This window comes from Mesonia maritima (genome assembly GCF_042433895.1).
Lineage (GTDB): Bacteria > Bacteroidota > Bacteroidia > Flavobacteriales > Flavobacteriaceae > Mesonia > Mesonia maritima.
The window spans coordinates 82,769-104,233 of sequence record NZ_JBHLUA010000006.1 but is presented as its reverse complement, the minus strand read 5'-3'; the positions used below and the strand labels follow the sequence as shown (position 1 = coordinate 104,233).

Genomic DNA, 21,465 nt, shown 5'->3' with positions numbered 1-21,465 from the left:
CACTATTGAAGATTCATTACAAGTAAGCTAAAATTAAGAATATTCCCAAAGAATTATTTAAATAAATCTTTAAGCTGAGAAGTTAGCGATTTTTTTGATTTAAGTTCTTCTTCAAAATCGTCTAAATTATTTCCGTGCATTCTAGAAAATAACTTCGCCCTAATTAAGTAGACTAGCGGAATAATAATAGCCATAATGGGGATAAGATACCAAATTTCCACTTCATCTGTATATTCCAAATCATCATTAATAACACTAATTAATTGGAAAAAAAACATGCCAGTAGGAATAAGAATAACATGATACCACCAATGTTTACAGGTAAGAAACCAAATCACCATTAATAATAGAGGGATAAATTTGGTCATAATTGTCCAAACGCTTACTGAAATTTTTTGGTACCAATTAGACTCATATGTAAATAAAAAAGTTTCCCAAACTTTTGTGTCAGGGAAACTTCTATAAGTATAAAATATATAGGGAGTTGCAGCAATAATTACTGCAATTATACTACCCATTACTAGGGATGATGATGTCCCCTTTGTCAATATTTGTCGATCCCGGTTGGAATGCACCGTCCCCTTGGATGTTTTCTTTTGTCGTGTGTTCATCTATACTTTGTGGACTACAAGATGTTGCTAAAAATCCAGCAATTGCGATAACGAAGATAAAATTTTTTAATTTCATAACTAACAGTTTTTTAAGTTTTCTACTATTTTTCGATTAATTCATAGTACAAACCTAATAAGAAATTTGTTAATCTCATGAATTTTCTTTGCCGTACCTTTGCAAATTTTTATATTATTAAATATCTGATTATCAGAATTTTATAATTTAATGTTTTAAATTAAAATGTAATATTTAGTATTGTTAAATTAATATTTCTTTAGAAACAGCTTTCTTTGTGTAAATCCTTTTTTAACTATTGATATTGAACAATTTTCTTTCGGAAGTAAACTTTCTATTTTTTCAGGCCACTCGATAAAAAGCCAGTTTGTATCGTCTAAATACTCTTCTATTCCAATATCAAAAACTTCATTTTCATTTTCTATTCTATATAAATCGAAGTGATAAATTTTCTCCTTTTTAAGTTGATATTCATTTATTAAACTAAACGTAGGACTTGATACTTTATCGGTAGAACCAAGTTGCTTCACGATTTCTTTAATTAAAGTAGTTTTTCCTGAACCCATTTCGCCATAAAATAAAAGCGTCTTGCAAGGAGACGCTTTTATTATTTTTTGGGCTACACTCGGAATTTCTTCTAATGAATAGCTTATTTCCATATTTTTTATCTTGGTGATAATACTGAAAAAGGAATTATCATTTCCTCCAAGGAAACACCTCCATGTTGATAAGTGTTTCTATAATAGCTTACATAATGATTATAATTATTAGGGTAAGCAAAAAATAAATCTCCTTTCGCAAAGATAAACGAACTGCTCATATTTATACTAGGTAAATAAAAATCTTTTGGATTTTTAGCTGCAATTACGTCTTTCTCTTCGTACGTTAAGCTTTTACCCGTTTTATATCTTAAGTTAAGACTGGTATTTTTATCGCCGATTACTTTTGATGGATTTTTAGCATTTATAGTTCCGTGATCGGTAGTTAAGATTAATTTAAAGCCTAATTGTTGTGCTTGCTGAATAATTTCTAACAAAGGTGAATTTTTAAACCAACTTTCAGTTAACGATCGGTAAGATTTGTCATTAGAAGCTAATTCTTTAATTACTTCCATTTCAGTTTTTGAATGCGAAAGCATATCCACGAAATTGTAAACCACTACGGTTAAATCGTTTTCTTTTTGCGATTTAAAATTATCGACTAATTTTTTACCCCCTTTTAAACTCGTTATTTTATGATATTCAGTTTTAAAATTCAAGCCCAAACGCTTCATTTGCGCTCTTAAAAATTCTTCCTCGTGCATATTTTTTCCGCCTTCATCGGTATCATTTAACCATAAATCAGGATGTAATTTTTCCATATCGGCAGGCATTAGTCCTGAAAAAATGGCATTTCTTGCGTATTGCGTAGCGGTTGGTAAAATACTGGAAAAAGCAGTTTCCTTTTGTTTTTTGTAATAATTATTGATTACTGGTTCAAAAGCACGCCATTGGTCGTATCGTAAATTATCGATCACCACTAAAAGTGTAGGTTGATCTTTTCCTAGTTCTGGAACTATTTTTTCTCGGAATAAAGTATGCGACATCGAGGGTCGTTCGGCATCTTTTTCAAACCATTTTGTATAATTTTTTTCAATGAATTTACAAAACTGATTATTGGCTTCTTGTTTTTGCGATTCTAAAATTTCGAACATTCCGGTGTCTTCAATATTTTCTAATTGAAGTTCCCAATAAATTAATTTCTGATAAAGTTCTACCCAACCTTCCCAGGAATTTATGGTAGACATATCCATCGCAATTTTTCTGAACTCTTGCTGATAATTTGAGGTAGTCTTTTCTGAAACCAATCGCGAATGATCAAGATTTTTTTTCAGACTTAATAAAATCTGATTCGGATTCACCGGTTTTATCAAATAATCGGCAATTTTTGAACCAATGGCTTCTTCCATTATATATTCTTCTTCACTTTTGGTAATCATTACTACCGGAAGATTATTGCGTTTGGCTTTAATTTCAGATAAAGTTTCTAAACCGGTTAATCCCGGCATGTTTTCATCTAAAAAAACGATATCAAAATTTTGTTTTTCAACCTCTTCAATCGCTTCCATTCCGCTTTGGCAAGTGGTTACTTCATAATTTTTATTTTCTAGAAAAAGAATATGTGGTTTTAGTAAATCAATTTCATCGTCTACCCAAAGTACCTTGATGTTATTCATATATGTATATTTGCTTTTATTATTAAACTTACGATTTGAATTCACGTAACAAACTCAAAATATTAAACGATCCAATTTACGGATTTATTACCATTCCCAACGAACGTATTTTCGATGTTATTGAACATCCTTACTTTCAAAGATTGCGCCGAATTTCTCAAATGGGAATGTCTTATTTAGTTTATCCAGGTGCGCATCATACCAGATTTCATCACGCGCTGGGTTGCATGCATTTAATGCGAAAATCCCTCGAGGTACTTCGTTTTAAAGGAGTTGAGATTTCTAAAAAGGAAGAAGAGGCTTTATTAATCGCGATTTTGTTGCACGATATTGGTCACGGTCCTTTTTCACATGCGATGGAACATAGCATTGTAAATGGGGTAAGTCACGAGTGGATTTCACTTCAATTTATGGAAAAAATGAATGCTGACTTTAACCAAAGTTTAACGTTAGCTATTCAAATTTTTAAAGGCGAATATCCTCGCAAATTTTTTAAACAACTTATCGCGAGTCAATTAGACGTAGATCGCTTAGATTATTTAAAACGCGATAGTTTCTATACCGGTGTTGCAGAAGGAAATATCAACAGTGAGCGCTTAATCACGATGTTAAATGTGGTCAATGACAAATTAGTTGTTGAGCAAAAAGGAATTTATTCCGTTGAAAAATTTTTAGTCGCACGCCGTTTAATGTATTGGCAAGTTTATTTACATAAAACAAGTTTAGGAGCTGAACAACTTTTAATTCGGGTATTAAAAAGAGCGAAAGAATTGGTAAGTGAAGGAAAAAAACTTCCCGCAAGTAAAGCTTTAGTCTATTTTTTAGAAAATTCTATCGATTTAAATAATTTTTCAGAAGACACACTTCATACCTTTAGTAAGTTAGACGATTACGATATTATTTCTGCGATGAAAGAATGGACAGTTTCCGATGATTTTGTATTACAAAACCTTTGTAAAATGATTATTAATCGCGATTTGCTGAAAGTTAAACTGAAAAAAAATAAAATTGAATCACAAAAAATCGAAAAGCATCTTCAAAAACTTCAAGAAAAATATAACATTTCTAAACACGAAGCTGAATATTTTGTCTTTAAAGGAAAAGTGTCAAACCTTGCTTATCGAAGTGATATAGAGAATATTAATATTTTGCACAAAAACGGAAAAGTTGCCGATGTCATTAAAGCTTCAGACCAATTAAACCTCGAAGCTTTATCAGAACCTGTAGTAAAATATTATATCTGCTATCCTAAACCAAAAGATTAACAATTTTTTCTATTTTTGTCAGAATGAAATTTACAGTAGCACAAATTGCCGAAATTCTAGATGGGGAAATTGAAGGAAACCCAGAAGCGGAAGTTTCTCAACTTGCAAAAATTGAAGAAGGTTCTCCAGAATCATTAACGTTTCTATCTAATCCTAAATACACATCTTACATTTACGATACCAAAGCAGGCGCTTGTATTGTCAATAAAGGATTTTTTCCCGAAAAACAAATTTCTACTACGCTTATAAAAGTTGAAGATGCTTATAAAGCGTTCACCAAATTATTAGAATTTTACAACCAAGTAAAACTCAATAAAACAGGAATAGAACAACCCAGTTATATTTCAGAATCCGCAACCTATGGCGAAAACGTCTATATTGGTGCTTTTGCTTATCTAGGGGAAAATGTAAAACTTGGAAATAACGTAAAAATTTACCCGAACGCTTATATTGGAGATAACACCATTATTGGCGACAATGTAATTGTATTTGCAGGAGCTAAAATTTATTCTGAAACCGAAATAGGAAATTACTGTGTAATTCACGGCGGAGCAATTGTTGGAGCAGATGGCTTTGGTTTTACGCCCGATGAAAATGGCGAATACAAAAAAGTTCCACAAATTGGGAATGTAATTATAGAGGATTTTGTAGACATTGGCGCTGGAACAACTATCGATAGAGCAACTTTAGGTTCAACAATTATTCGTAAAGGCGTAAAATTAGATAATCAAATTCAGATTGCTCATAATGTAGAAATCGGAAAAAATACCGCTATCGCCGCTCAATCTGGTGTAGCAGGTTCAACCAAAATAGGTGAAAATTGTATAATCGGTGGTCAAGTAGGAATTGTCGGTCATATTTCAATTGGCGATCGCGTTAGAATTCAAGCGCAATCAGGAATCGGTAGAAATGTCAAAGACGATGAAACCTTGCAAGGTTCACCTGCTTTAAACTATAGCGATTATAACAAATCATACGTACATTTTAAAAATTTACCACAATCAATTCAAAAGCTAAATAACTTAGACAAAAAGTTGAATTCTAATGGCTGAAATTAAAAATAAACAACGCACAATTAAAAAAGAAGTTTCCCTAACCGGAGTAGGACTTCATACGGGAAAAAATGTAACCATTACCTTTAAACCTGCTGAAGAAAATCACGGGTATGCATTTAAACGAATAGATTTAGAAGGCGAACCCTTAATTCCTGCAGAAGCCGGTTACGTGGTAAATACGCAACGCGGAACTTCGCTTGAAAAAAATGGAGTTGCCATTCAAACTTCAGAACACGTTTTAGCAGCTTGTGTGGGCTTAGAGATAGATAATCTTTTAATTGAAATGAACGCAAGCGAACCGCCAATTATGGATGGTTCAGCAAAGTTTTTTGTAGAAGCTTTAGAAAAAGCCGGAGTTGAAGAACAAGAAGCAGAAAGAGATGAGTATGAAGTAAAAGAAATCATTTCTTATGTTGATGAGAAATCGGGAAGTGAAATTATGGTAGTTCCCGCTTGTAATTACGAGGTAACTACAATGGTAGATTTCGGCACCAAAGTTTTAGGAACTCAAAATGCTTCTATCAAAGATTTATCGGAATTTAAAGAAGAAATTGCAGATTCAAGAACTTTTAGTTTTTTACACGAATTAGAGACTTTGTTAGAACACGGTCTAATTCGCGGCGGAGATTTAAATAATGCAATTGTATATGTAGATAAAGAATTGTCGCAAGATACAATGGAGAAACTTCGTAAAGCGTTTAATAAAGATGAAATTTCGGTAAAGCCTAACGGAATTTTAGATAATCTAACATTGCATTATCCTAACGAAGCTGCTCGACATAAATTATTAGATGTTATTGGAGATCTGGCGTTAATCGGTACACGAATTAAAGGAAGAGTAATCGCCAATAAACCGGGACATTTTGTAAATACTGAATTTGCAAAAAAATTAGCAAAACACATTAAAGCTGAAAAGCGCAATAAAGTGCCACAAGTAGATTTGACGCAACAACCCTTAATGGATGTGAATCAAATCATGAAAATGCTTCCGCATAGACAACCCATGTTGTTAATCGATAAAATATTTGAATTATCAAAAACGCATGTAATCGGAAGTAAAAACGTGACCATGAACGAAGAGTTTTTCAGAGGTCATTTTCCTGGAGCTCCGGTAATGCCAGGCGTTTTAATAGTTGAAGCAATGGCGCAAACCGGTGGTATTTTAATTCTAAGTACTGTTCCAGATCCCGAAAATTACCTAACCTATTTTATGAAAATAGACAACGTGAAATTCAAACAAAAAGTAGTTCCGGGTGATACATTAGTATTTAAATGCGATTTAATTTCTCCAATAAGAAGAGGAATTTGTCATATGCAAGGCTACGCGTTTGCTAACGGAAAACTTTGCGCAGAAGCAGAATTAATGGCACAAATTGTAAAATCTAAAGAATCATAATAGTATGAATCAACCTTTAGCCTATGTTCATCCAGGCGCAAAAATAGCCAAAAATGTAGTGATCGAACCTTTTACTACTATTCATAATAATGTAGTAATTGGAGAAGGATCGTGGATTGGTTCTAACGTAACCATTATGGAAGGCGCGAGAATAGGAAAAAATGTAAATATTTTTCCGGGTGCGGTTATTTCTGCTATTCCACAAGATAAAAAATTTAACGACGAAGAAACAATAACCGAAATTGGCGATAATACCACTATTCGTGAATGTGTAACCATTAATCGAGGAACTTCTGACAGAATGAAAACCGTAGTCGGAAAAAACTGTTGGATAATGGCTTACTGCCATATTGCACACGATTGTATTGTGGGCGATAATTGTATTTTTTCAAACAATAGCACGCTAGCGGGTCATATTACCTTAGGAGATCACGTAATCCTTGCGGGAATGACAGCCGTTCAGCAATTTTGTAAAATCGGAAGTCACGCATTTATAACCGGCGGTTCATTGGTTAGAAAAGATGTTCCTCCTTACGTAAAAGCCGCTCGTGAACCACTTTCGTATGTAGGAATAAATTCTATTGGCTTACGCCGAAGAGGTTTCAGCACAGAAAAAATTAGAGAAATTCAAGATATATATAGAATTTTATATCAAAAAAATTATAATAATTCTCAAGCAGTTACTATTATTGAAGCCGAAATGGAAGCTACACCCGAACGAGATGATATTTTAGAATTTATAAAAAATTCTCAACGCGGTGTAATGAAAGGTTATTTTTCAAATTAAATAAAATACTATGGCAACAACTAGCGATATTAGAAACGGATTATGTATTCGTTATAATCACGATATTTTTAAAGTAATTGAATTTTTACACGTAAAACCAGGAAAAGGTCCTGCTTTTGTAAGAACAAAACTAAAAAGTGTAACGTCGGGAAAAGTAATTGAAAACACCTTTTCCGCCGGACATAAGATTGATGATGTTCGTGTAGAAACTCATAAATTTCAGTTTTTATACCAAGATGGCGAATTTTACCATTTTATGAATACTGAAGATTACACGCAAATTAGATTGTTAGAATCTGCATTAGACGCTCCGGGATTATTAAAAGAAGGTGAAGTAGTAACCGTAATTATAAATTCTGAAGATAATATGCCGCTTTCAGTAGAAATGCCCCCAAGCGTTGTTTTAGAAGTTTCGCATACAGAACCCGGTGTAAAAGGAAATACAGCAACCAACGCAACCAAACCGGCAACTGTAGAAACTGGCGCAGAAGTTATGGTTCCACTTTTTATAAATGAAGGTGATAAAATTAAAGTTGAAACCGAAAAAGGAACATATAAAGAAAGAATAAAAGAATAATTTCTAAGTTTCACATGAAATTTCCACAACCACATACAATTCAACAAATCGCGACAATTATTGACGCAGAGTTTATTGGTGATAAAGATTTTCCAGTTTTGGGAATGAACGAAATTCATGTAGTAACCTCAGGAGATATTGTATTTGTAGATCATCCTAAATATTACGATAAAGCCTTAAATTCTGCAGCGACAATAATTTTAATCAATAAAAAAGTAGATTGTCCAGCAGGAAAAGCCTTATTAATTTCCGATGATCCTTTTCGGGATTTTAATAAACTTACCCATTATTTTAAACCTTTCGAAAAGGCTACCAAAAATATAGCTGATTCTGCTGAAATTGGTGAAAACACGATAATTCAACCGAATGTTTTTATTGGAAATCACGTAAAAATTGGAAAGAATTGCGTTATTCATTCTAATGTTTCTATTTACGATCATTCCTTTATTGGCGATAATACAATTATTCACGCTAACACAGTTTTAGGAGCTCCGGCATTTTATTACAAAAATAGAGTAGAAGGTTTCGATCAATTAAAATCGGGCGGTCGTGTGGTAATTCAAAATAATGTAGATATTGGCGCATCGTGTACAATCGATAGAGGCGTAAGTGGAGATACAATTATTGGCGAAGGTTCTAAATTAGATAATCAAGTACACATTGGTCACGATACCGTTTTAGGAAAAAAATGTTTAATAGCATCGCAAGTAGGAATTGCAGGTTGCGTGGTCATTGAAGATGAGGTAACTATTTGGGGTCAAGTCGGGATTCGTAGTGATGTAAGAATCGGTAAAAAAGTAGAAATATTTGCTCAATCAGGTGTAAGTAAATCTTTAAAAGGAGGTGAAAAATATTTCGGTTCACCAGCGATTGAAGCAAAAAAGTGGTTTCGAGAAGCTGCTTCAATTCGGCAAATACCTAGATTGTTAAAAAAATAAATAGTTTTTATATGGACGGAAAAACATTGGTCAAAGATTTTTTTGAGTCAGAGTTTTACGCAAATTCAGAAGAAATAAAAAACTACCTACATCCAGAAGTGAAAATTTTTTGGAATAGTAGTACAGGTTTCTATAAACTTGATTTTGAAAGTTTCAAAAAGATGTCCTCCGAAATGGGGAAATCTTTTGAATCCTTAAATTGCGATATTACTCATCTTCTTCAAGAGGATAACAACGTAACTATTCGTTTTTCATATAATGTAAATACTATTGAAAGTCCAGATGAAGAAATTCCCGTTGCACATTTTATCGCGATTTGGGAAATGAAAGATGAAAAATTATATAAAGGCTATATTATAAGTCAACCAGAAGACGATAGTTTAGAAAATATTTTCTCCTTCATCCCAAAAAAATAATAAAAACTTTTAGAGTTCATTTATAACATTTACATTTGCAAGGCATAAATCCAAGAAAAAAATTATGAGTGTTTTAGTAGATAAAAATTCAAAAATAATTGTACAAGGTTTTACCGGTAGTGAAGGTACTTTTCACGCTGAACAAATGATTGAATACGGTACCAATATCGTAGGTGGAGTAACTCCAGGAAAAGGAGGACAAAAACATCTTGATAAACCAGTATTTAATACTGTTGAAGAAGCTGTAAAAGAAGCCGGAGCAGACACAACTATTATTTTTGTACCACCTGCATTTGCTGCAGATGCTATTATGGAAGCTGCCGATGCAGGTATAAAAGTGATTATTACTATTACTGAAGGAATTCCTGTTGCCGATATGATTAAAGCAGCAGAATATATTAAAGATAAAGATTGCCGATTAATCGGTCCTAACTGTCCGGGAGTAATTACACCTGGAGAAGCAAAAGTTGGTATTATGCCAGGTTTTGTTTTCAAAAAAGGAAAAGTAGGAATCGTTTCTAAATCTGGAACCTTAACCTATGAAGCAGCAGACCAAGTTGTAAAACAAGGTTTAGGAATTACTACCGCAATTGGAATTGGTGGAGATCCTATTATCGGGACAACTACAAAAGAAGCAGTTGAGCTATTAATTAATGATGATGAAACTGAATGTGTAGTAATGATTGGTGAAATTGGAGGTCAATTAGAAGCCGATGCTGCAAAATGGTACAAAGAAAGCGGTTCTAAAAAACCAGTTGTTGGTTTTATTGCCGGAGAAACTGCACCAGCTGGAAGAACAATGGGTCACGCCGGAGCTATTGTTGGTGGAAGCGAAGATACCGCACAAGCAAAGAAAAAAATTATGAAAGAAAGCGGAATTCACGTAGTGGATTCTCCTGCTGAAATAGGAATGAAAGTAGCAGAAGTTTTAGGTTAAAAAACCATTCTGTTAAAATAATTCAATTTTTGTAACGTTTAAAGTTCGTTAGAGTCTTCTCTCTAACGAACTTTTTTATTTTAACTTAACTAATTCAATTTATGAAGAAATTTTATGCACCTATTTTTCTTTTTATCGCTACACTTTCCTTGATGAGTTGTGGAGATAAAGAAGAAAAACAAACCAAAGAAAAAGATCAATTTCATCATACCGATGATGCTGGTTTTTCTTATGAAACTTTTAAAAACGATCCCACCGGCTTGCGTTTATACACCTTAAATAATGGTTTAAAAGTTTACCTGGGTAAAAACGAAGAAGAACCTAAAATACAAACGCTTGTCGCGGTTAGAGCAGGTTCTACTTACGATCCTGCTGATAATACTGGTCTAGCACACTATTTGGAACATATGGTTTTTAAAGGAACCGATGAAATTGGGACGCAAGATTGGGAAAAAGAACAAGTTTTACTTGATAGCATTTCAGAATTATATGAAATGCACAAAGCGGCCACAGATCCTGCTAAAAAGGAAGAACTTTATCGTCAAATCGATTCGGTTTCACAAAAGGCTTCAGAATATTCTATCGCAAATGAATATGATAAAATGGTCGCTTCTTTAGGCGCAGAGGGAACAAATGCGTTTACTTCTAATGAGCAAACGGTTTATGTGAACAAAATTCCTTCTAACGAATTAGATAAATGGTTAGATGTAGAAAGCGAGCGTTTCAGCAAATTAGTTCTACGTTTATTTCATACCGAATTAGAAGCGGTTTATGAAGAATTTAATCGCGGGCAAGACAGCGACGGGCGTAAACAATATCAAGCAACTTTAGAAGGTTTATTTCCAACCCATCCTTATGGAACGCAAAGTACCATCGGAAAATCTGAACATTTAAAAAATCCTTCGATGGAAGCGATTCATAATTATTTTGATAAATATTATGTTCCGAATAATATGGCGGTGGTTTTAGTGGGTGATATCGATTTCGATTCTACTATTAAAAAAGTAAACGACGCTTTTGGTGATTATGAGAAAAAAGAAATTACACACCCAACTTTTCCTGAAGAAAAACCTATTACCGCGCCAGTAGAAAAAGAAGTTTTTGGTCCGACTTCAGAATCTATTTATGTAGCTTACCGAACTGACGGAATAGGAAGTAAAGATGAAAAAATCGTTACTTTAATCGATTATATTTTAGCCAATTCACAAGCTGGATTAATCGATTTAGATTTAAATCAAAAGCAAAAAGTTCAGCGTGCTTCTTCATTTACAAACTTCAATAACGATTATGGTTTTCATATTTTATACGGAATGCCAAAAGCAAACCAGAGTTTAGATGAAGTGAAAAAATTATTGTTAGCTGAAATCGACAAAATTAAAGCTGGAGATTTTGAAAATTGGTTAGTAGATGCGGTAATTAACGATCTTAAACTTTCAGAAATTCGCGAATATGAAGACGCTTCTTCAACAGCTTATGCGTATATGGATGCGTTTGTTCATTTTCAAGATTGGCAATCAAGAATCGATTTTATAGAATCGTTAAAAAGCATTACCAAAGAAGATTTGGTGAATTATGCTAATGAACATTATAACGATAATTATGTTGCGGTTTACAAACGAAAAGGAGAAGATCCTAACATTGCAAAAGTTGAAAATCCAGGAATTACGCCGGTAAAATTAAATCGTGATAAACAATCTGCTTTTTTACAAAAATTTAATGAAACCGATTCTCCTTCATTAAAACCACAGCATATCGATTATGAAAAAGCAATTCAAAATTCTACTACAGAAAACGGTTTGCCGGTAGCTTATATTGAAAATGAAAATAATGATTTATTCAACCTATATATCATTTTCGATATGGGGCAAGATAATGACAAGGAACTTTCTTTAGCCGCAGGATATTTAGATTATTTAGGAACAGAAAAACTTTCCCCTGAAGAAGTAAAACAAGAATTTTACAAATTAGGAATTAATTATTTTGTTAGCTCTGGAGATGATAAAACCTATGTTGGTTTATCGGGTTTAAAAGAAAATTTACCTGAAGGTTTAGCATTATTAGAAGATTTATGGCAAAATGCGAAAGCAGACCAAGAAACCTACGATAAATATGTAGAGCAAATCTTAAAAGGACGTCAAGACAATAAAACTCAAAAAGGGAATATTCTTTTCAACGGTTTAATGAATTACGGAAAATATGGTGAGGATTCTCGATTGAGAAATATTTATACCGCTGCGGAATTAAAACAGAAAAATCCGGAAGAATTAGTTCAGAAAATAAAAGATATGCGTAACTACAAACAGCGTATTTTTTATTACGGAAAAGACCTAGAAAATGCCGTTTCAGCAATTGAAACCAAACATAACTTACCAGAAAATTTAAAAGACTATCCGGAAGCTAAAGAATATGAAGAACAAAAAACTGGTGGTAAAGTTTACTTTGTAGATTACGATATGGTTCAAGCCGAAATGATTTTCTTAGCTAAAGGAGATGATTTTGATGCCAAAAAAATGGCGGCGACAGAATTATTCAACACCTATTTTGGTAGCGGACTTTCATCAATTGTTTTTCAGGAAATTAGAGAATCTAAATCCTTGGCATATTCAGCATTTTCAGCTTACCAAATGGCGAGCGAAAAAGAAAAACCAAATTACGTAATGGCTTATATCGGTACACAAGCCAACAAAATGCCACAAGCGGTAGATGCAATGATGGATTTAATGACCAATATGCCAGAAGCCGAAGAGCAATTTCAATCTGCTAAAGAAGCGACTTTAAAACAAATCGCAGCCGATAGAATTACAAAAACTTCTATTTTCTGGAATTACGAAAGTTTAAAAGAGCGCGGTTTAGACCACGATTATCGTCAAGAAATGTACGATACAATTAAAGATATGAGCCTCGCAGATTTAAAAGAATTCTTCAACAAAAATATTAAAGGACAAAATTACAACGTTCTTGTTATTGGAAATAAGAAAGATGTAAATATGAATGCACTTTCTAAACTCGGAAAAGTTGAAGAATTAGATGTAGATTATTTATTTAATTATGAAAAATCTTCAGACGATAAGAATTTAAAATTATAATTCTTATTAAAAAACTTTAATAGGATTATTGAATAAAATAGAAAACCTCCTGATTTCAGGAGGTTTTTTTATGTCCTAATTGCCGCTTATTGTTATATTTGGCTAAGGATACTTAATTTTTAAAAAACTTATGAAAATACTCGAAGGAAAAAACGCTATTATTACCGGTGCGAGTAGAGGTATTGGTAAAGGTATAGCTACTGTATTTGCTCAACAAGGCGCAAATGTTGCCTTTACGTATAGCTCTTCTGTGGAAGCCGCAAACGAACTTGAAAAAGAACTTTCAGCTTTAGGCGTAAAAGCAAAAGGATACAAAAGTAACGCAGCCAATTTTGAAGAAGCACAACAACTTATTAGTGATGTTTCAAAAGATTTTGACAGCATCGATATTTTGGTAAATAATGCCGGAATTACAAAAGATAATTTGTTGATGCGAATGAGCGAAGAAGATTTCGATAAAGTGATAGAAGTAAACTTAAAATCGATTTTTAATATGACCAAAGCCGTTCAACGTACCATGTTGAAGCAACGCCACGGAAGTATTATTAATATGAGTTCTGTGGTTGGTGTAAAAGGAAACGCTGGCCAAGCTAATTATGCAGCTTCAAAAGCAGGAATGATCGGTTTTTCTAAATCGATGGCATTAGAATTAGGTTCGCGAAATATTCGTACCAATGTAATCGCGCCTGGTTTTATTGAAACGGAAATGACAGCGAAACTCGATGAAAAAACTGTAGATGGTTGGCGCGATGCAATTCCATTAAAACGAGGTGGAACTCCTGAAGATATTGCCAACGCTTGTGTATTTTTAGGAAGCGATTTAAGCAGCTACATTACCGGTCAAGTTTTAAATGTAGATGGCGGAATGCTAACCTAAATTTCTAACTAGAAGTTAACTGAATGACTGTAGAAACTGTTCTATTTATTTGTATTGCTGCAATTCTAGCGTTAGGATTGTCTTTCGTTCAGTATTTTAAAAAACAACGAGATAAACGCGTAAAACACTGGGCTTTTTTCAGTGTTTTACGTTTTATAACCTATTTTTCGGTGTTGTTATTGTTTATAAATCCGGAATTTAGTCAAACTTCTTTTTCTGTTGAAAAACCAACCTTAGTTCTAGCGGTCGATAATTCAACTTCGATGATCGATTTAGCTGAAAAAAATTCCATCGAGCAATTTGTTTCAGCAATTTCTGAAAACGAAGAAATTCAAGAAAGTTTTACTGTAGAACGCTACACTTTTGGACAGAGAATTTCTACTAACGATAGTCTTTCGTTTATGGAAAAACAAAGCGATTTAAACGAAGCTTTCTCAACATTTCAAAAATTATATCTTCAAAAAAATGCGCCCACAGTTTTTATTTCCGATGGAAATCAGACCTACGGGCAAGATTATCTTTATTCAGCTAAACAATATCAGCAAAATATTTTACCCGTTGTCGTTGGCGATACTACAACATATTCCGATTTAAAATTAGCGCAAGTAAACGTAAATAGGTTCGCGTTTTTAAATAATAAATTTCCAGTTGAAATATTTGTGAATTATGAAGGCGAAGCGTCGATCGATAAAAAGCTGAAAATTGAACAAAATAATCGTGTGGTTTTCTCGCAAAATTTAAATTTCAGTAAAGAAAACGCTTCACAACAAATAACCGCTTTACTTACGGCTTCGAGTGTTGGAGTAAAAACATATTCCATCGAAATTGAAAGTCTAACTTCAGAAAAAAATACCGCAAATAATACCAAAAAGTTTGCTGTTGAAATAATAGATGAAAAAACCAACGTATTAATTCTTTCTTCAATTTTACATCCCGATTTGGGAATGTTTAAAAAATCGATTGAACACAACCAACAACGTTCGGCGAGCATAAAATTTATTTCAGATGAGATTGCTTTTGAAGATTACCAATTAATAATTCTATATCAACCTGATTCAAAATTTAAAGAAGCCTATCAAAAAATTGAAAAGTTGGGTTTAAATACGTTAACGGTAACGGGAACGAAAACCGATTATAATTTTTTAAACAATCAACAAACGTATTTTTCTAAAGAAGCTAATACACAAACTGAAAATTATTTATCCACCTATAATTCTTCTTATAACGCGTATCAATTTGAAGATATAGGTTTTGATGATTTTCCGCCGTTAGAAGATAAATTTGGGGAACTTCAATTTTCAACAGAATATCAAACCTTACTTTTTCAGCGTATAAATGGTTTTCAGACAGAAACGCCTTTATTGGCGACTATAAAAAATAATACTTCTAAACACGGATTTTTATTCGGTGAAAATAGTTGGCAATGGCGAGCAAAATCATTTAGAGATCAAGGTGATTTTAAAAGTTATGATGAATTTTTAGGCAAATTAATTCAATATTTAGCGAGTAATAAACGCAGAGATCGTTTAAATTTAGAATTCGATTCGTTTTATAATCCAGGCGAATCTATCATTTTTAAAGCCAATTATGTAGATGGAAATTATGAATTCGATCCGCGTGCGAAAATTAGTATTCAAATTAAAAACAGCGAGAGTGGAGAAGAACAATTATTTCCATTTTTACTGAAAAATAATCATTACGAAGTAGATTTAAGCAATCTTTCTGCGGGAGAATATAAATTTACAGTTACCGTAGCTGAAGAAAACATTAAAAAATCAGGATCATTTACCATTGTAGATTTTGATGTAGAAAAACAATTTTTAACAGCAGATTTCGACAAATTATCTAAAATTGCTAGCGACAATGTTTATTTTCTCGACAAAGAAAACGAGTTAATTACCGATTTATTAAATAATAAAGCGTATACTCCTGTACAGAAAAGTAAAATCGAAAAATCGCCGCTCATCGATTGGTATTATCTTTTAGCAATTATTGTGTTGAGCTTGTCGATAGAATGGTTTTTACGAAAATATAACGGATTAATTTAAAATAAAAATTATGGAAAAATTTCCAAAAATAGCAATTCCCTTAGTATTTATAGGAATAGTGCTAATTGTAGTCATTTTTAAATCAACAATAACTATTGGTTCAGGTGAAGCGGGTGTGCTTTTTGAAACTTTAGGAGAAGGTGTTGTAACCGATGAACCGCCTATGGGAGAAGGTTTCCATTTTGTCGCGCCTTGGAATGATGTGTTTGTTTACAAAGTGAGACAGCAAGAATTATTTGAAAAAATGAAAGTGCTTTCTTCTAACGGTTTAGAAATAAAAATCGATGCTTCTGCTTGGTTTCAACCTGAAATTATTGAACTTGGAAAATTACATCAAGAAAAAGGCGAAGATTATGTTACTACTATTTTGCTTCCCGCAATTCGTTCGGCAGCTAGAAGTGTGGTTGGAAGATATACGCCAGAACAATTATATAGCAGTAAAAGAGATGCGATTCAACAAGAAATTTTTAACGAGACTAAAAAAATTGTTGAAGATCAATACATTCAATTAAATGAAATTTTGGTAAGAGATGTTACGCTTCCGCCAACTATTAAAGAAGCAATCGAGCGCAAATTGCGTCAAGAACAAGAATCGTTAGAATATGAATTCAGACTTACAAAAGCACAAAAAGAAGCAGAACGTCAAAAAATTGATGCAGAAGGTAAAGCAGTAGCTAATAAAATTTTAAGTGAATCGTTAACCGATAAAGTTTTAAAAGAAAAAGGAATTCAAGCTACTTTAGAATTATCAAAATCTAGTAATTCAAAAGTTATTGTTATTGGTAGTGGTGATAGCGGAATGCCAATTATTTTAGGAAATAACTAAAAAACGAAATTTATTTTGGAACAAATTTCACCTGAAATATTAGCATTTTTAAAAAAGCTCCATAAAAATAATAATCGTGATTGGTTTGAAGAACACAAACCTGAATTTAAAAGCTTAGAAAAAAAAATGAAAAGCTTTTACCAAGAAGTTGGTATGCGCTTACAAAAACACGACTCCATTGAAAAAGTAAAAGCTTTTCGAATTTATCGAGATGTCCGGTTTTCGAAAGATAAAACACCATATAAATCGCATTTTGCAGCAAGTTTTAAGCGAAAAAAACCAGCGCTTCGTGGGGGTTATTATTTGCATATTCAACCTGAAAATAAATCTTTTCTAGCCGTAGGTTTTTGGAAATCCGAGAAAGACGATCTTTTACGCGTTCGAAAAGAAATTGAATTAGATGGCGAAGAATTTCAGGAAATAATTCAGCAGAAAAATCTTCAAAAATATTGGGGAAATATGGAAGGCGAACAATTAAAAAAAGCGCCAAAGGGTTTTGATAAAGATCATCCTTTTATTGATTTACTCAATTTTAAGCAATATACCTTTACCAAAAAATTCAGTGATGAAGAAGTTTTAGCTGAAGATTTTATCGATAGAATTGATGCGCATTTTAAAGCTATCCGTCCATTTTTCGATTATATGAGTAGTATTTTAACTACCGATTTAAATGGCGTTTCAACCATAGAATAATTTTGCATGCAACGCAAACGTTTTTATTATTTAATAAAATTACAATTTTTAGGTTTTCGTTTTCACGGCTGGCAAAAACAACCCGATGTAATTACCGTAGAACGAATGGTAGAACGAACCTTAGCTTACGTTTTGGAGCGGAAAAATTTTAAACTCATTGCCGCTGGAAGAACCGATGCAAAAGTTTCTGTAAATCAGACCTATGTCGAGTTATTTGTAGATGAACAACCGTTGGAATTAGCTGAATTTTTACCACTTTTTAATGATAATTTACCGCCCGATATTCGAGCGTTAGAAATTACTGAAACCGATAAAAACTTCAATATAATTCAACATCCTAAAGTAAAAGAATATTTATATTTTTTTGCATTCGCAGAGAAATTTCATCCGTTTTGTGCACCTTTTATGGTCTTTTTTAAAGAAGATTTAGCGGTTGAACTTATGAAAAAAGGAGCGCGATTATTTGAAGGTGAACATGATTTTAGATCGTACGCTTTTAAGCCGACTGAACATACAATTACGCAGGGAAAAATAGAGCATTGCAGTATAGAAGAAAATACAATTTATACCGCAAATTTTTTTCCTGATAAAAGTTATGTATTAAAGGTTAGGGGAGAAGGTTTTAAGCGACACCAAATACGTTTAATGATGGGAGCATTATTTGATTTAGGAAGCGGAAAAATAACACTCAATTTTATTGAAAAAACCCTAGATGCTTCGCAAAATATTAAATTAGAGCATATTGCGCAACCTTCAGGTTTAATTTTAAATAGCGTGGAATTAAAAAAAGAACATTGAAGAAAAAAAATCTTATAAAATATACTTCATTTATTCTAACCGGTTTAATTATCATCGGTTTTGCGATTGCTTATTTTGTTTCCACTACTTTTCAGCAGTCGGTTAATGAGTTTTGGAATGTTATGTGGAGCGGCGATCAGCAAAAAATTTCTAATAAAGTAGATGATTTTGGAATTTGGGGCGCAGTAGTAATTATTTTACTTATTGTTTTGCAAATGTTTTTGGTGGTTTTTCCGTCTTGGTTACCCATGATTGTTGCCGCCTTAGTTTTCGGAACTATTCCGTCGATTTTAATTTCTTCAACTGGTGTTTTTTTAGCTTCTAGTATAGGCTTTTTTATCGGGAGTGAGATCAGTGAAAATTCATTGCAGAAATTCATTAAGAAAAAAACTTTTGACCAATTAGATTATTGGATTTCAAATTATGGTTTTTGGAGTATTGTAATTTTTAGAATTTCTCCTTTTTTATCGAATGATGCGATTAGCGTAATTGCTGGCGGATTAAAAATGAATTATTTCCGTTTTATTTCCGCAACAATGATCGGGATTGTTCCGCTAGCCACAGCAATTGCTTTATTTGCTAATGATATAAATACGTTAAAAACCGGTTTATATTGGTTAGGCGGTGCGGGCGTTTTAATTTATGGTGTTTTTATTTATATAGATCATAAAAAAAGAAAGAAAAATAAAGAGTAGTTGCATTTATTAATTTTTGTATATTTCCATTATAAATCTAAAAATTTTATCTAATATGAAAATGAACCCTAAATTTATTGTTCTTTTTTTTATGGCAACTTCTATGGTATTTTTAAGTTGTTCAGATGATGATGATTCTTCAGATGATAACAATAACAACAATAATTCACAATTAGTTGCTACCATTACCAATAATGTAAAAGACGGCAATTGGATTATTACAAAGTTTATCGATTCAGGTCAGGATGAAACAAATGATTTTAATGGGTATAGTTTTTCTTTTGAAGATAATAGTGTTTTAACCGCGACCAAAGAGGCGAATGTAATGACCGGAACTTGGAGTGTAACCGATAGTGACGATGACGATAGTGATGATGATAACCCAAGTAATGATGACGATGATGATATTGATTTCAATATTTTCTTTAACGTAGATGATTCAAATAATTTTGAAGATCTAAATGATGATTGGGATATAGTTTCTCAAACTTCAACAAAAATTGAATTAATCGATGTAAGTGGAGGAAACGGAGGAACCGATTATCTGACGTTTGAAAAGCAGTAAAAAATTAAAAGTTATAAAAAAGCTTGGAATTTTATTTCCAAGCTTTTTTATAACCATTTTTTCCGTTTAAAATACCAAATCATTCCTAAAAACACGATTATAAGAACTATCCAAAAATAGAGGTAACCGTATTTTAAATGAAGTTCTGGAATATGCTCAAAATTCATCCCGTAAATTCCAGCCATAAATGTAAGCGGAATAAAAATACTTGCCATAATGGTTAGTACTTTCATCACTTCGTTCATTTTATTGCTAATTGTGGTCATATACATATCCATTAAACCCCAAGTCATTTCGCGGTAAATTTCAATATTTTCAGAAATTTGAACAATATGATCATATAAATCACGTAAATAACTATTGGTTTTTTGGTCAATTAATTCGTGATCGCTTTTTTCTAATCTGCTAATTACTTCTCGCAACGGAAATACAGAACGACGTATTTTTAGAATTTCACGTTTTAAATCTTGAATATCCTGCGTAATTCCTTCTTCGGGATTTTCTAGAAATAGACTATCTTCAATAACTTCAATTTTTTCAGCCATTGTTTCAATAATCGTAAAATAACTATCGATTACAGCATCAATTAACGCGTACATTAAATAATCTGAACCGGAGTTTCTAATTCTTCCGCGCGCATTTTGAATTCGTTCTCTAACGCCATCAAAAACATCACCATCAGCTTCCTGAAAAGTAAGAATGTAATTTTTTCCTACCGCGATACTTAAATGTTCATTTACAAATTCGTTATGTTCATCGTAATACAACATTTTTAAAACAATAAACATATAATCATCGTAATCATCAATTTTGGGTCGTTGTTGCGTATTTACAATATCTTCTAAAATTAGTGGATGAAGATTGTAATGCTTCCCTAATTTTTCAATTTCTTTAGTATGATTTAAACCATTTACATTTATCCACGTAATGGTTTCCTCTTTATTGAAATTAAACGCATCTTCAACATTTTGGCTGTGTACTTTATCTACGCGTTCTTTATTGTAATTAATAATTTCTACGGAAGGAACCTCGGAAGTTTTACTTCCTACATAAGTTACTTGACCTGGAACCTGATGAATCGAGCTATATTTTATGCGCTCTTTTTTGCGATGGCTTTTTCGTTTTCCCATTTGTTAAGTTTACAATTAACAAGCAATTGCATTATCTAAAATTTGAACGTTGTCTTGCAGGCGTTGGCTTACCAAATTCATCATTCGCTTATTTAATGCTGAAGAATTCTGAATATAACGCTGATATTCTTCAATAGTAAATTGCCCAATAATCATTCCTTTTAAACTATTTCTAAACTTCATATCTTTATGAATGGCATTATCTATATACGTTAGGCGCCGATCTAAAGCTAATTCATGAAATACATTTTTATGCTTTCTAATATAGTTTCTAAACGCTTCTACCAATAAATCATTCTGTAATTTAATGACCGGACGTAAAGTCGCATTCTGAAATTTTTCATCTGAAGACATATTCTGGGTGACTTTAGCTGAAGGAATTTCGGGGCGAATATTCAATAAATAAGTATCACGATGATTCATAACAAGTGCTTTTTTCTAAAATTAGGAATTTTACAAGCCCTTTTTTCTATATCTATAGCAAGTTTTAAACCATCTTTTCAACATTTTAGAAATCAAGTTAAAATCCTCTTA

General features: G+C 32.6%; 22 protein-coding genes. 16 read left to right on the top strand and 6 right to left on the bottom strand.

Annotation, left to right across the window (positions count from 1 at the left end):
• Positions 1-53 precede the first annotated feature (53 nt).
• The 4 genes from ACFFGL_RS04885 to porX all read right to left on the bottom strand — a co-directional run bounded on the left by ACFFGL_RS04885 (position 54) and on the right by porX (position 2,842).
• The gene (locus ACFFGL_RS04885) at positions 54-518 is read right to left on the bottom strand and encodes a hypothetical protein (RefSeq protein ID WP_309728021.1); all 465 of its coding nucleotides are present in this window, start codon (positions 516-518) and stop codon (positions 54-56) included.
• Complete coding sequence (locus ACFFGL_RS04880) at positions 511-687, bottom strand: hypothetical protein (RefSeq protein ID WP_309728019.1); 177 nt, start codon at positions 685-687, stop codon at positions 511-513. Before ACFFGL_RS04880 ends, ACFFGL_RS04885 begins: the two co-directional genes overlap by 8 nt.
• A 188-nt stretch (positions 688-875) precedes the next feature.
• Positions 876-1,286 (bottom strand): tRNA (adenosine(37)-N6)-threonylcarbamoyltransferase complex ATPase subunit type 1 TsaE, encoded by a 411-nt coding sequence (gene tsaE, locus ACFFGL_RS04875; RefSeq protein WP_309728017.1) that lies wholly within the window; start codon positions 1,284-1,286, stop codon positions 876-878.
• A 5-nt stretch (positions 1,287-1,291) separates the two neighbouring features.
• Positions 1,292-2,842, bottom strand: a complete 1,551-nt coding sequence (gene porX, locus ACFFGL_RS04870) for a T9SS response regulator signal transducer PorX (protein WP_309728015.1) — start codon at positions 2,840-2,842, stop codon at positions 1,292-1,294.
• A 35-nt stretch (positions 2,843-2,877) separates the two neighbouring features.
• On the opposite strand from porX, the gene ACFFGL_RS04865 reads away from it, so the two are divergent.
• The 16 genes from ACFFGL_RS04865 to ACFFGL_RS04790 all read left to right on the top strand — a co-directional run bounded on the left by ACFFGL_RS04865 (position 2,878) and on the right by ACFFGL_RS04790 (position 19,801).
• The gene (locus ACFFGL_RS04865) at positions 2,878-4,107 is read left to right on the top strand and encodes an HD domain-containing protein (protein WP_309728014.1); all 1,230 of its coding nucleotides are present in this window, start codon (positions 2,878-2,880) and stop codon (positions 4,105-4,107) included.
• Between the two features lie 23 nt (positions 4,108-4,130).
• Positions 4,131-5,159, top strand: a complete 1,029-nt coding sequence (gene lpxD, locus ACFFGL_RS04860; RefSeq protein ID WP_309728012.1) for a UDP-3-O-(3-hydroxymyristoyl)glucosamine N-acyltransferase — start codon at positions 4,131-4,133, stop codon at positions 5,157-5,159.
• The gene (locus ACFFGL_RS04855) at positions 5,152-6,558 is read left to right on the top strand and encodes a bifunctional UDP-3-O-[3-hydroxymyristoyl] N-acetylglucosamine deacetylase/3-hydroxyacyl-ACP dehydratase (RefSeq protein WP_309728010.1); all 1,407 of its coding nucleotides are present in this window, start codon (positions 5,152-5,154) and stop codon (positions 6,556-6,558) included. The genes lpxD and ACFFGL_RS04855 overlap by 8 nt, the downstream gene beginning before the upstream one ends.
• A 4-nt stretch (positions 6,559-6,562) precedes the next feature.
• Positions 6,563-7,345: an acyl-ACP--UDP-N-acetylglucosamine O-acyltransferase gene (gene lpxA, locus ACFFGL_RS04850; RefSeq protein ID WP_309728008.1), complete on the top strand. Its 783-nt coding sequence runs from the start codon at positions 6,563-6,565 to the stop codon at positions 7,343-7,345.
• A gap of 10 nt (positions 7,346-7,355) precedes the next feature.
• Positions 7,356-7,922, top strand: coding sequence for an elongation factor P (efp, locus tag ACFFGL_RS04845; protein WP_309728006.1), 567 nt, complete (start codon positions 7,356-7,358; stop codon positions 7,920-7,922).
• A gap of 14 nt (positions 7,923-7,936) precedes the next feature.
• Complete coding sequence (locus ACFFGL_RS04840) at positions 7,937-8,860, top strand: UDP-3-O-(3-hydroxymyristoyl)glucosamine N-acyltransferase (protein ID WP_309728004.1); 924 nt, start codon at positions 7,937-7,939, stop codon at positions 8,858-8,860.
• Positions 8,861-8,871: 11 nt separating this feature from the next.
• The gene (locus tag ACFFGL_RS04835; RefSeq protein WP_309728002.1) at positions 8,872-9,276 is read left to right on the top strand and encodes a nuclear transport factor 2 family protein; all 405 of its coding nucleotides are present in this window, start codon (positions 8,872-8,874) and stop codon (positions 9,274-9,276) included.
• Positions 9,277-9,340: 64 nt separating this feature from the next.
• Positions 9,341-10,213 carry a succinate--CoA ligase subunit alpha gene (sucD, locus tag ACFFGL_RS04830; RefSeq protein WP_309728000.1) on the top strand — a complete coding sequence of 291 codons (873 nt, stop codon included), beginning with the start codon at positions 9,341-9,343 and terminating at the stop codon, positions 10,211-10,213.
• Positions 10,214-10,314: 101 nt separating this feature from the next.
• Entirely contained in the window at positions 10,315-13,299 is a 2,985-nt protein-coding gene (locus ACFFGL_RS04825) for a M16 family metallopeptidase (RefSeq protein WP_309727998.1), read from the top strand.
• Positions 13,300-13,429: 130 nt separating this feature from the next.
• Entirely contained in the window at positions 13,430-14,176 is a 747-nt protein-coding gene (gene fabG, locus ACFFGL_RS04820) for a 3-oxoacyl-[acyl-carrier-protein] reductase (RefSeq protein ID WP_309727997.1), read from the top strand.
• A gap of 23 nt (positions 14,177-14,199) precedes the next feature.
• On the top strand, positions 14,200-16,224 hold the full coding sequence (locus ACFFGL_RS04815; protein ID WP_309727995.1) for a VWA domain-containing protein: 2,025 nt from the start codon (positions 14,200-14,202) through the stop codon (positions 16,222-16,224).
• A gap of 10 nt (positions 16,225-16,234) precedes the next feature.
• Positions 16,235-17,050, top strand: a complete 816-nt coding sequence (locus tag ACFFGL_RS04810) for a prohibitin family protein (RefSeq protein ID WP_309727992.1) — start codon at positions 16,235-16,237, stop codon at positions 17,048-17,050.
• Positions 17,051-17,065: 15 nt separating this feature from the next.
• Positions 17,066-17,743 (top strand): DUF2461 domain-containing protein, encoded by a 678-nt coding sequence (locus ACFFGL_RS04805; protein ID WP_309727990.1) that lies wholly within the window; start codon positions 17,066-17,068, stop codon positions 17,741-17,743.
• 6 nt (positions 17,744-17,749) lie between these two features.
• Positions 17,750-18,541: a tRNA pseudouridine synthase A gene (locus ACFFGL_RS04800; protein ID WP_309727987.1), complete on the top strand. Its 792-nt coding sequence runs from the start codon at positions 17,750-17,752 to the stop codon at positions 18,539-18,541.
• Positions 18,538-19,236 (top strand): TVP38/TMEM64 family protein, encoded by a 699-nt coding sequence (locus ACFFGL_RS04795; protein ID WP_309727986.1) that lies wholly within the window; start codon positions 18,538-18,540, stop codon positions 19,234-19,236. The genes ACFFGL_RS04800 and ACFFGL_RS04795 overlap by 4 nt, the downstream gene beginning before the upstream one ends.
• Before the next feature lie 55 nt (positions 19,237-19,291).
• Positions 19,292-19,801 (top strand): hypothetical protein, encoded by a 510-nt coding sequence (locus ACFFGL_RS04790; protein WP_309727984.1) that lies wholly within the window; start codon positions 19,292-19,294, stop codon positions 19,799-19,801.
• A 47-nt stretch (positions 19,802-19,848) separates the two neighbouring features.
• On the opposite strand, the gene corA is transcribed toward ACFFGL_RS04790, so the two are convergent.
• The gene (corA, locus tag ACFFGL_RS04785) at positions 19,849-20,931 is read right to left on the bottom strand and encodes a magnesium/cobalt transporter CorA (protein ID WP_309727982.1); all 1,083 of its coding nucleotides are present in this window, start codon (positions 20,929-20,931) and stop codon (positions 19,849-19,851) included.
• Positions 20,932-20,946: 15 nt separating this feature from the next.
• Positions 20,947-21,354: a glyoxalase gene (locus ACFFGL_RS04780; RefSeq protein WP_309727980.1), complete on the bottom strand. Its 408-nt coding sequence runs from the start codon at positions 21,352-21,354 to the stop codon at positions 20,947-20,949.
• Positions 21,355-21,465 lie beyond the last annotated feature (111 nt).

Coding starts and splice junctions, on each gene's coding strand:
- ACFFGL_RS04885 (WP_309728021.1), bottom strand. CDS start 518: ATGGGTAGTATAATTGCAGTAATTATTGCTGCAACTCCCTATATATTT.
- ACFFGL_RS04880 (WP_309728019.1), bottom strand. CDS start 687: ATGAAATTAAAAAATTTTATCTTCGTTATCGCAATTGCTGGATTTTTA.
- tsaE (WP_309728017.1), bottom strand. CDS start 1,286: ATGGAAATAAGCTATTCATTAGAAGAAATTCCGAGTGTAGCCCAAAAA.
- porX (WP_309728015.1), bottom strand. CDS start 2,842: ATGAATAACATCAAGGTACTTTGGGTAGACGATGAAATTGATTTACTA.
- lpxD (WP_309728012.1), top strand. CDS start 4,131: ATGAAATTTACAGTAGCACAAATTGCCGAAATTCTAGATGGGGAAATT.
- ACFFGL_RS04855 (WP_309728010.1), top strand. CDS start 5,152: ATGGCTGAAATTAAAAATAAACAACGCACAATTAAAAAAGAAGTTTCC.
- lpxA (WP_309728008.1), top strand. CDS start 6,563: ATGAATCAACCTTTAGCCTATGTTCATCCAGGCGCAAAAATAGCCAAA.
- efp (WP_309728006.1), top strand. CDS start 7,356: ATGGCAACAACTAGCGATATTAGAAACGGATTATGTATTCGTTATAAT.
- ACFFGL_RS04840 (WP_309728004.1), top strand. CDS start 7,937: ATGAAATTTCCACAACCACATACAATTCAACAAATCGCGACAATTATT.
- ACFFGL_RS04835 (WP_309728002.1), top strand. CDS start 8,872: ATGGACGGAAAAACATTGGTCAAAGATTTTTTTGAGTCAGAGTTTTAC.
- sucD (WP_309728000.1), top strand. CDS start 9,341: ATGAGTGTTTTAGTAGATAAAAATTCAAAAATAATTGTACAAGGTTTT.
- ACFFGL_RS04825 (WP_309727998.1), top strand. CDS start 10,315: ATGAAGAAATTTTATGCACCTATTTTTCTTTTTATCGCTACACTTTCC.
- fabG (WP_309727997.1), top strand. CDS start 13,430: ATGAAAATACTCGAAGGAAAAAACGCTATTATTACCGGTGCGAGTAGA.
- ACFFGL_RS04815 (WP_309727995.1), top strand. CDS start 14,200: ATGACTGTAGAAACTGTTCTATTTATTTGTATTGCTGCAATTCTAGCG.
- ACFFGL_RS04810 (WP_309727992.1), top strand. CDS start 16,235: ATGGAAAAATTTCCAAAAATAGCAATTCCCTTAGTATTTATAGGAATA.
- ACFFGL_RS04800 (WP_309727987.1), top strand. CDS start 17,750: ATGCAACGCAAACGTTTTTATTATTTAATAAAATTACAATTTTTAGGT.
- ACFFGL_RS04790 (WP_309727984.1), top strand. CDS start 19,292: ATGAAAATGAACCCTAAATTTATTGTTCTTTTTTTTATGGCAACTTCT.
- corA (WP_309727982.1), bottom strand. CDS start 20,931: ATGGGAAAACGAAAAAGCCATCGCAAAAAAGAGCGCATAAAATATAGC.
- ACFFGL_RS04780 (WP_309727980.1), bottom strand. CDS start 21,354: ATGAATCATCGTGATACTTATTTATTGAATATTCGCCCCGAAATTCCT.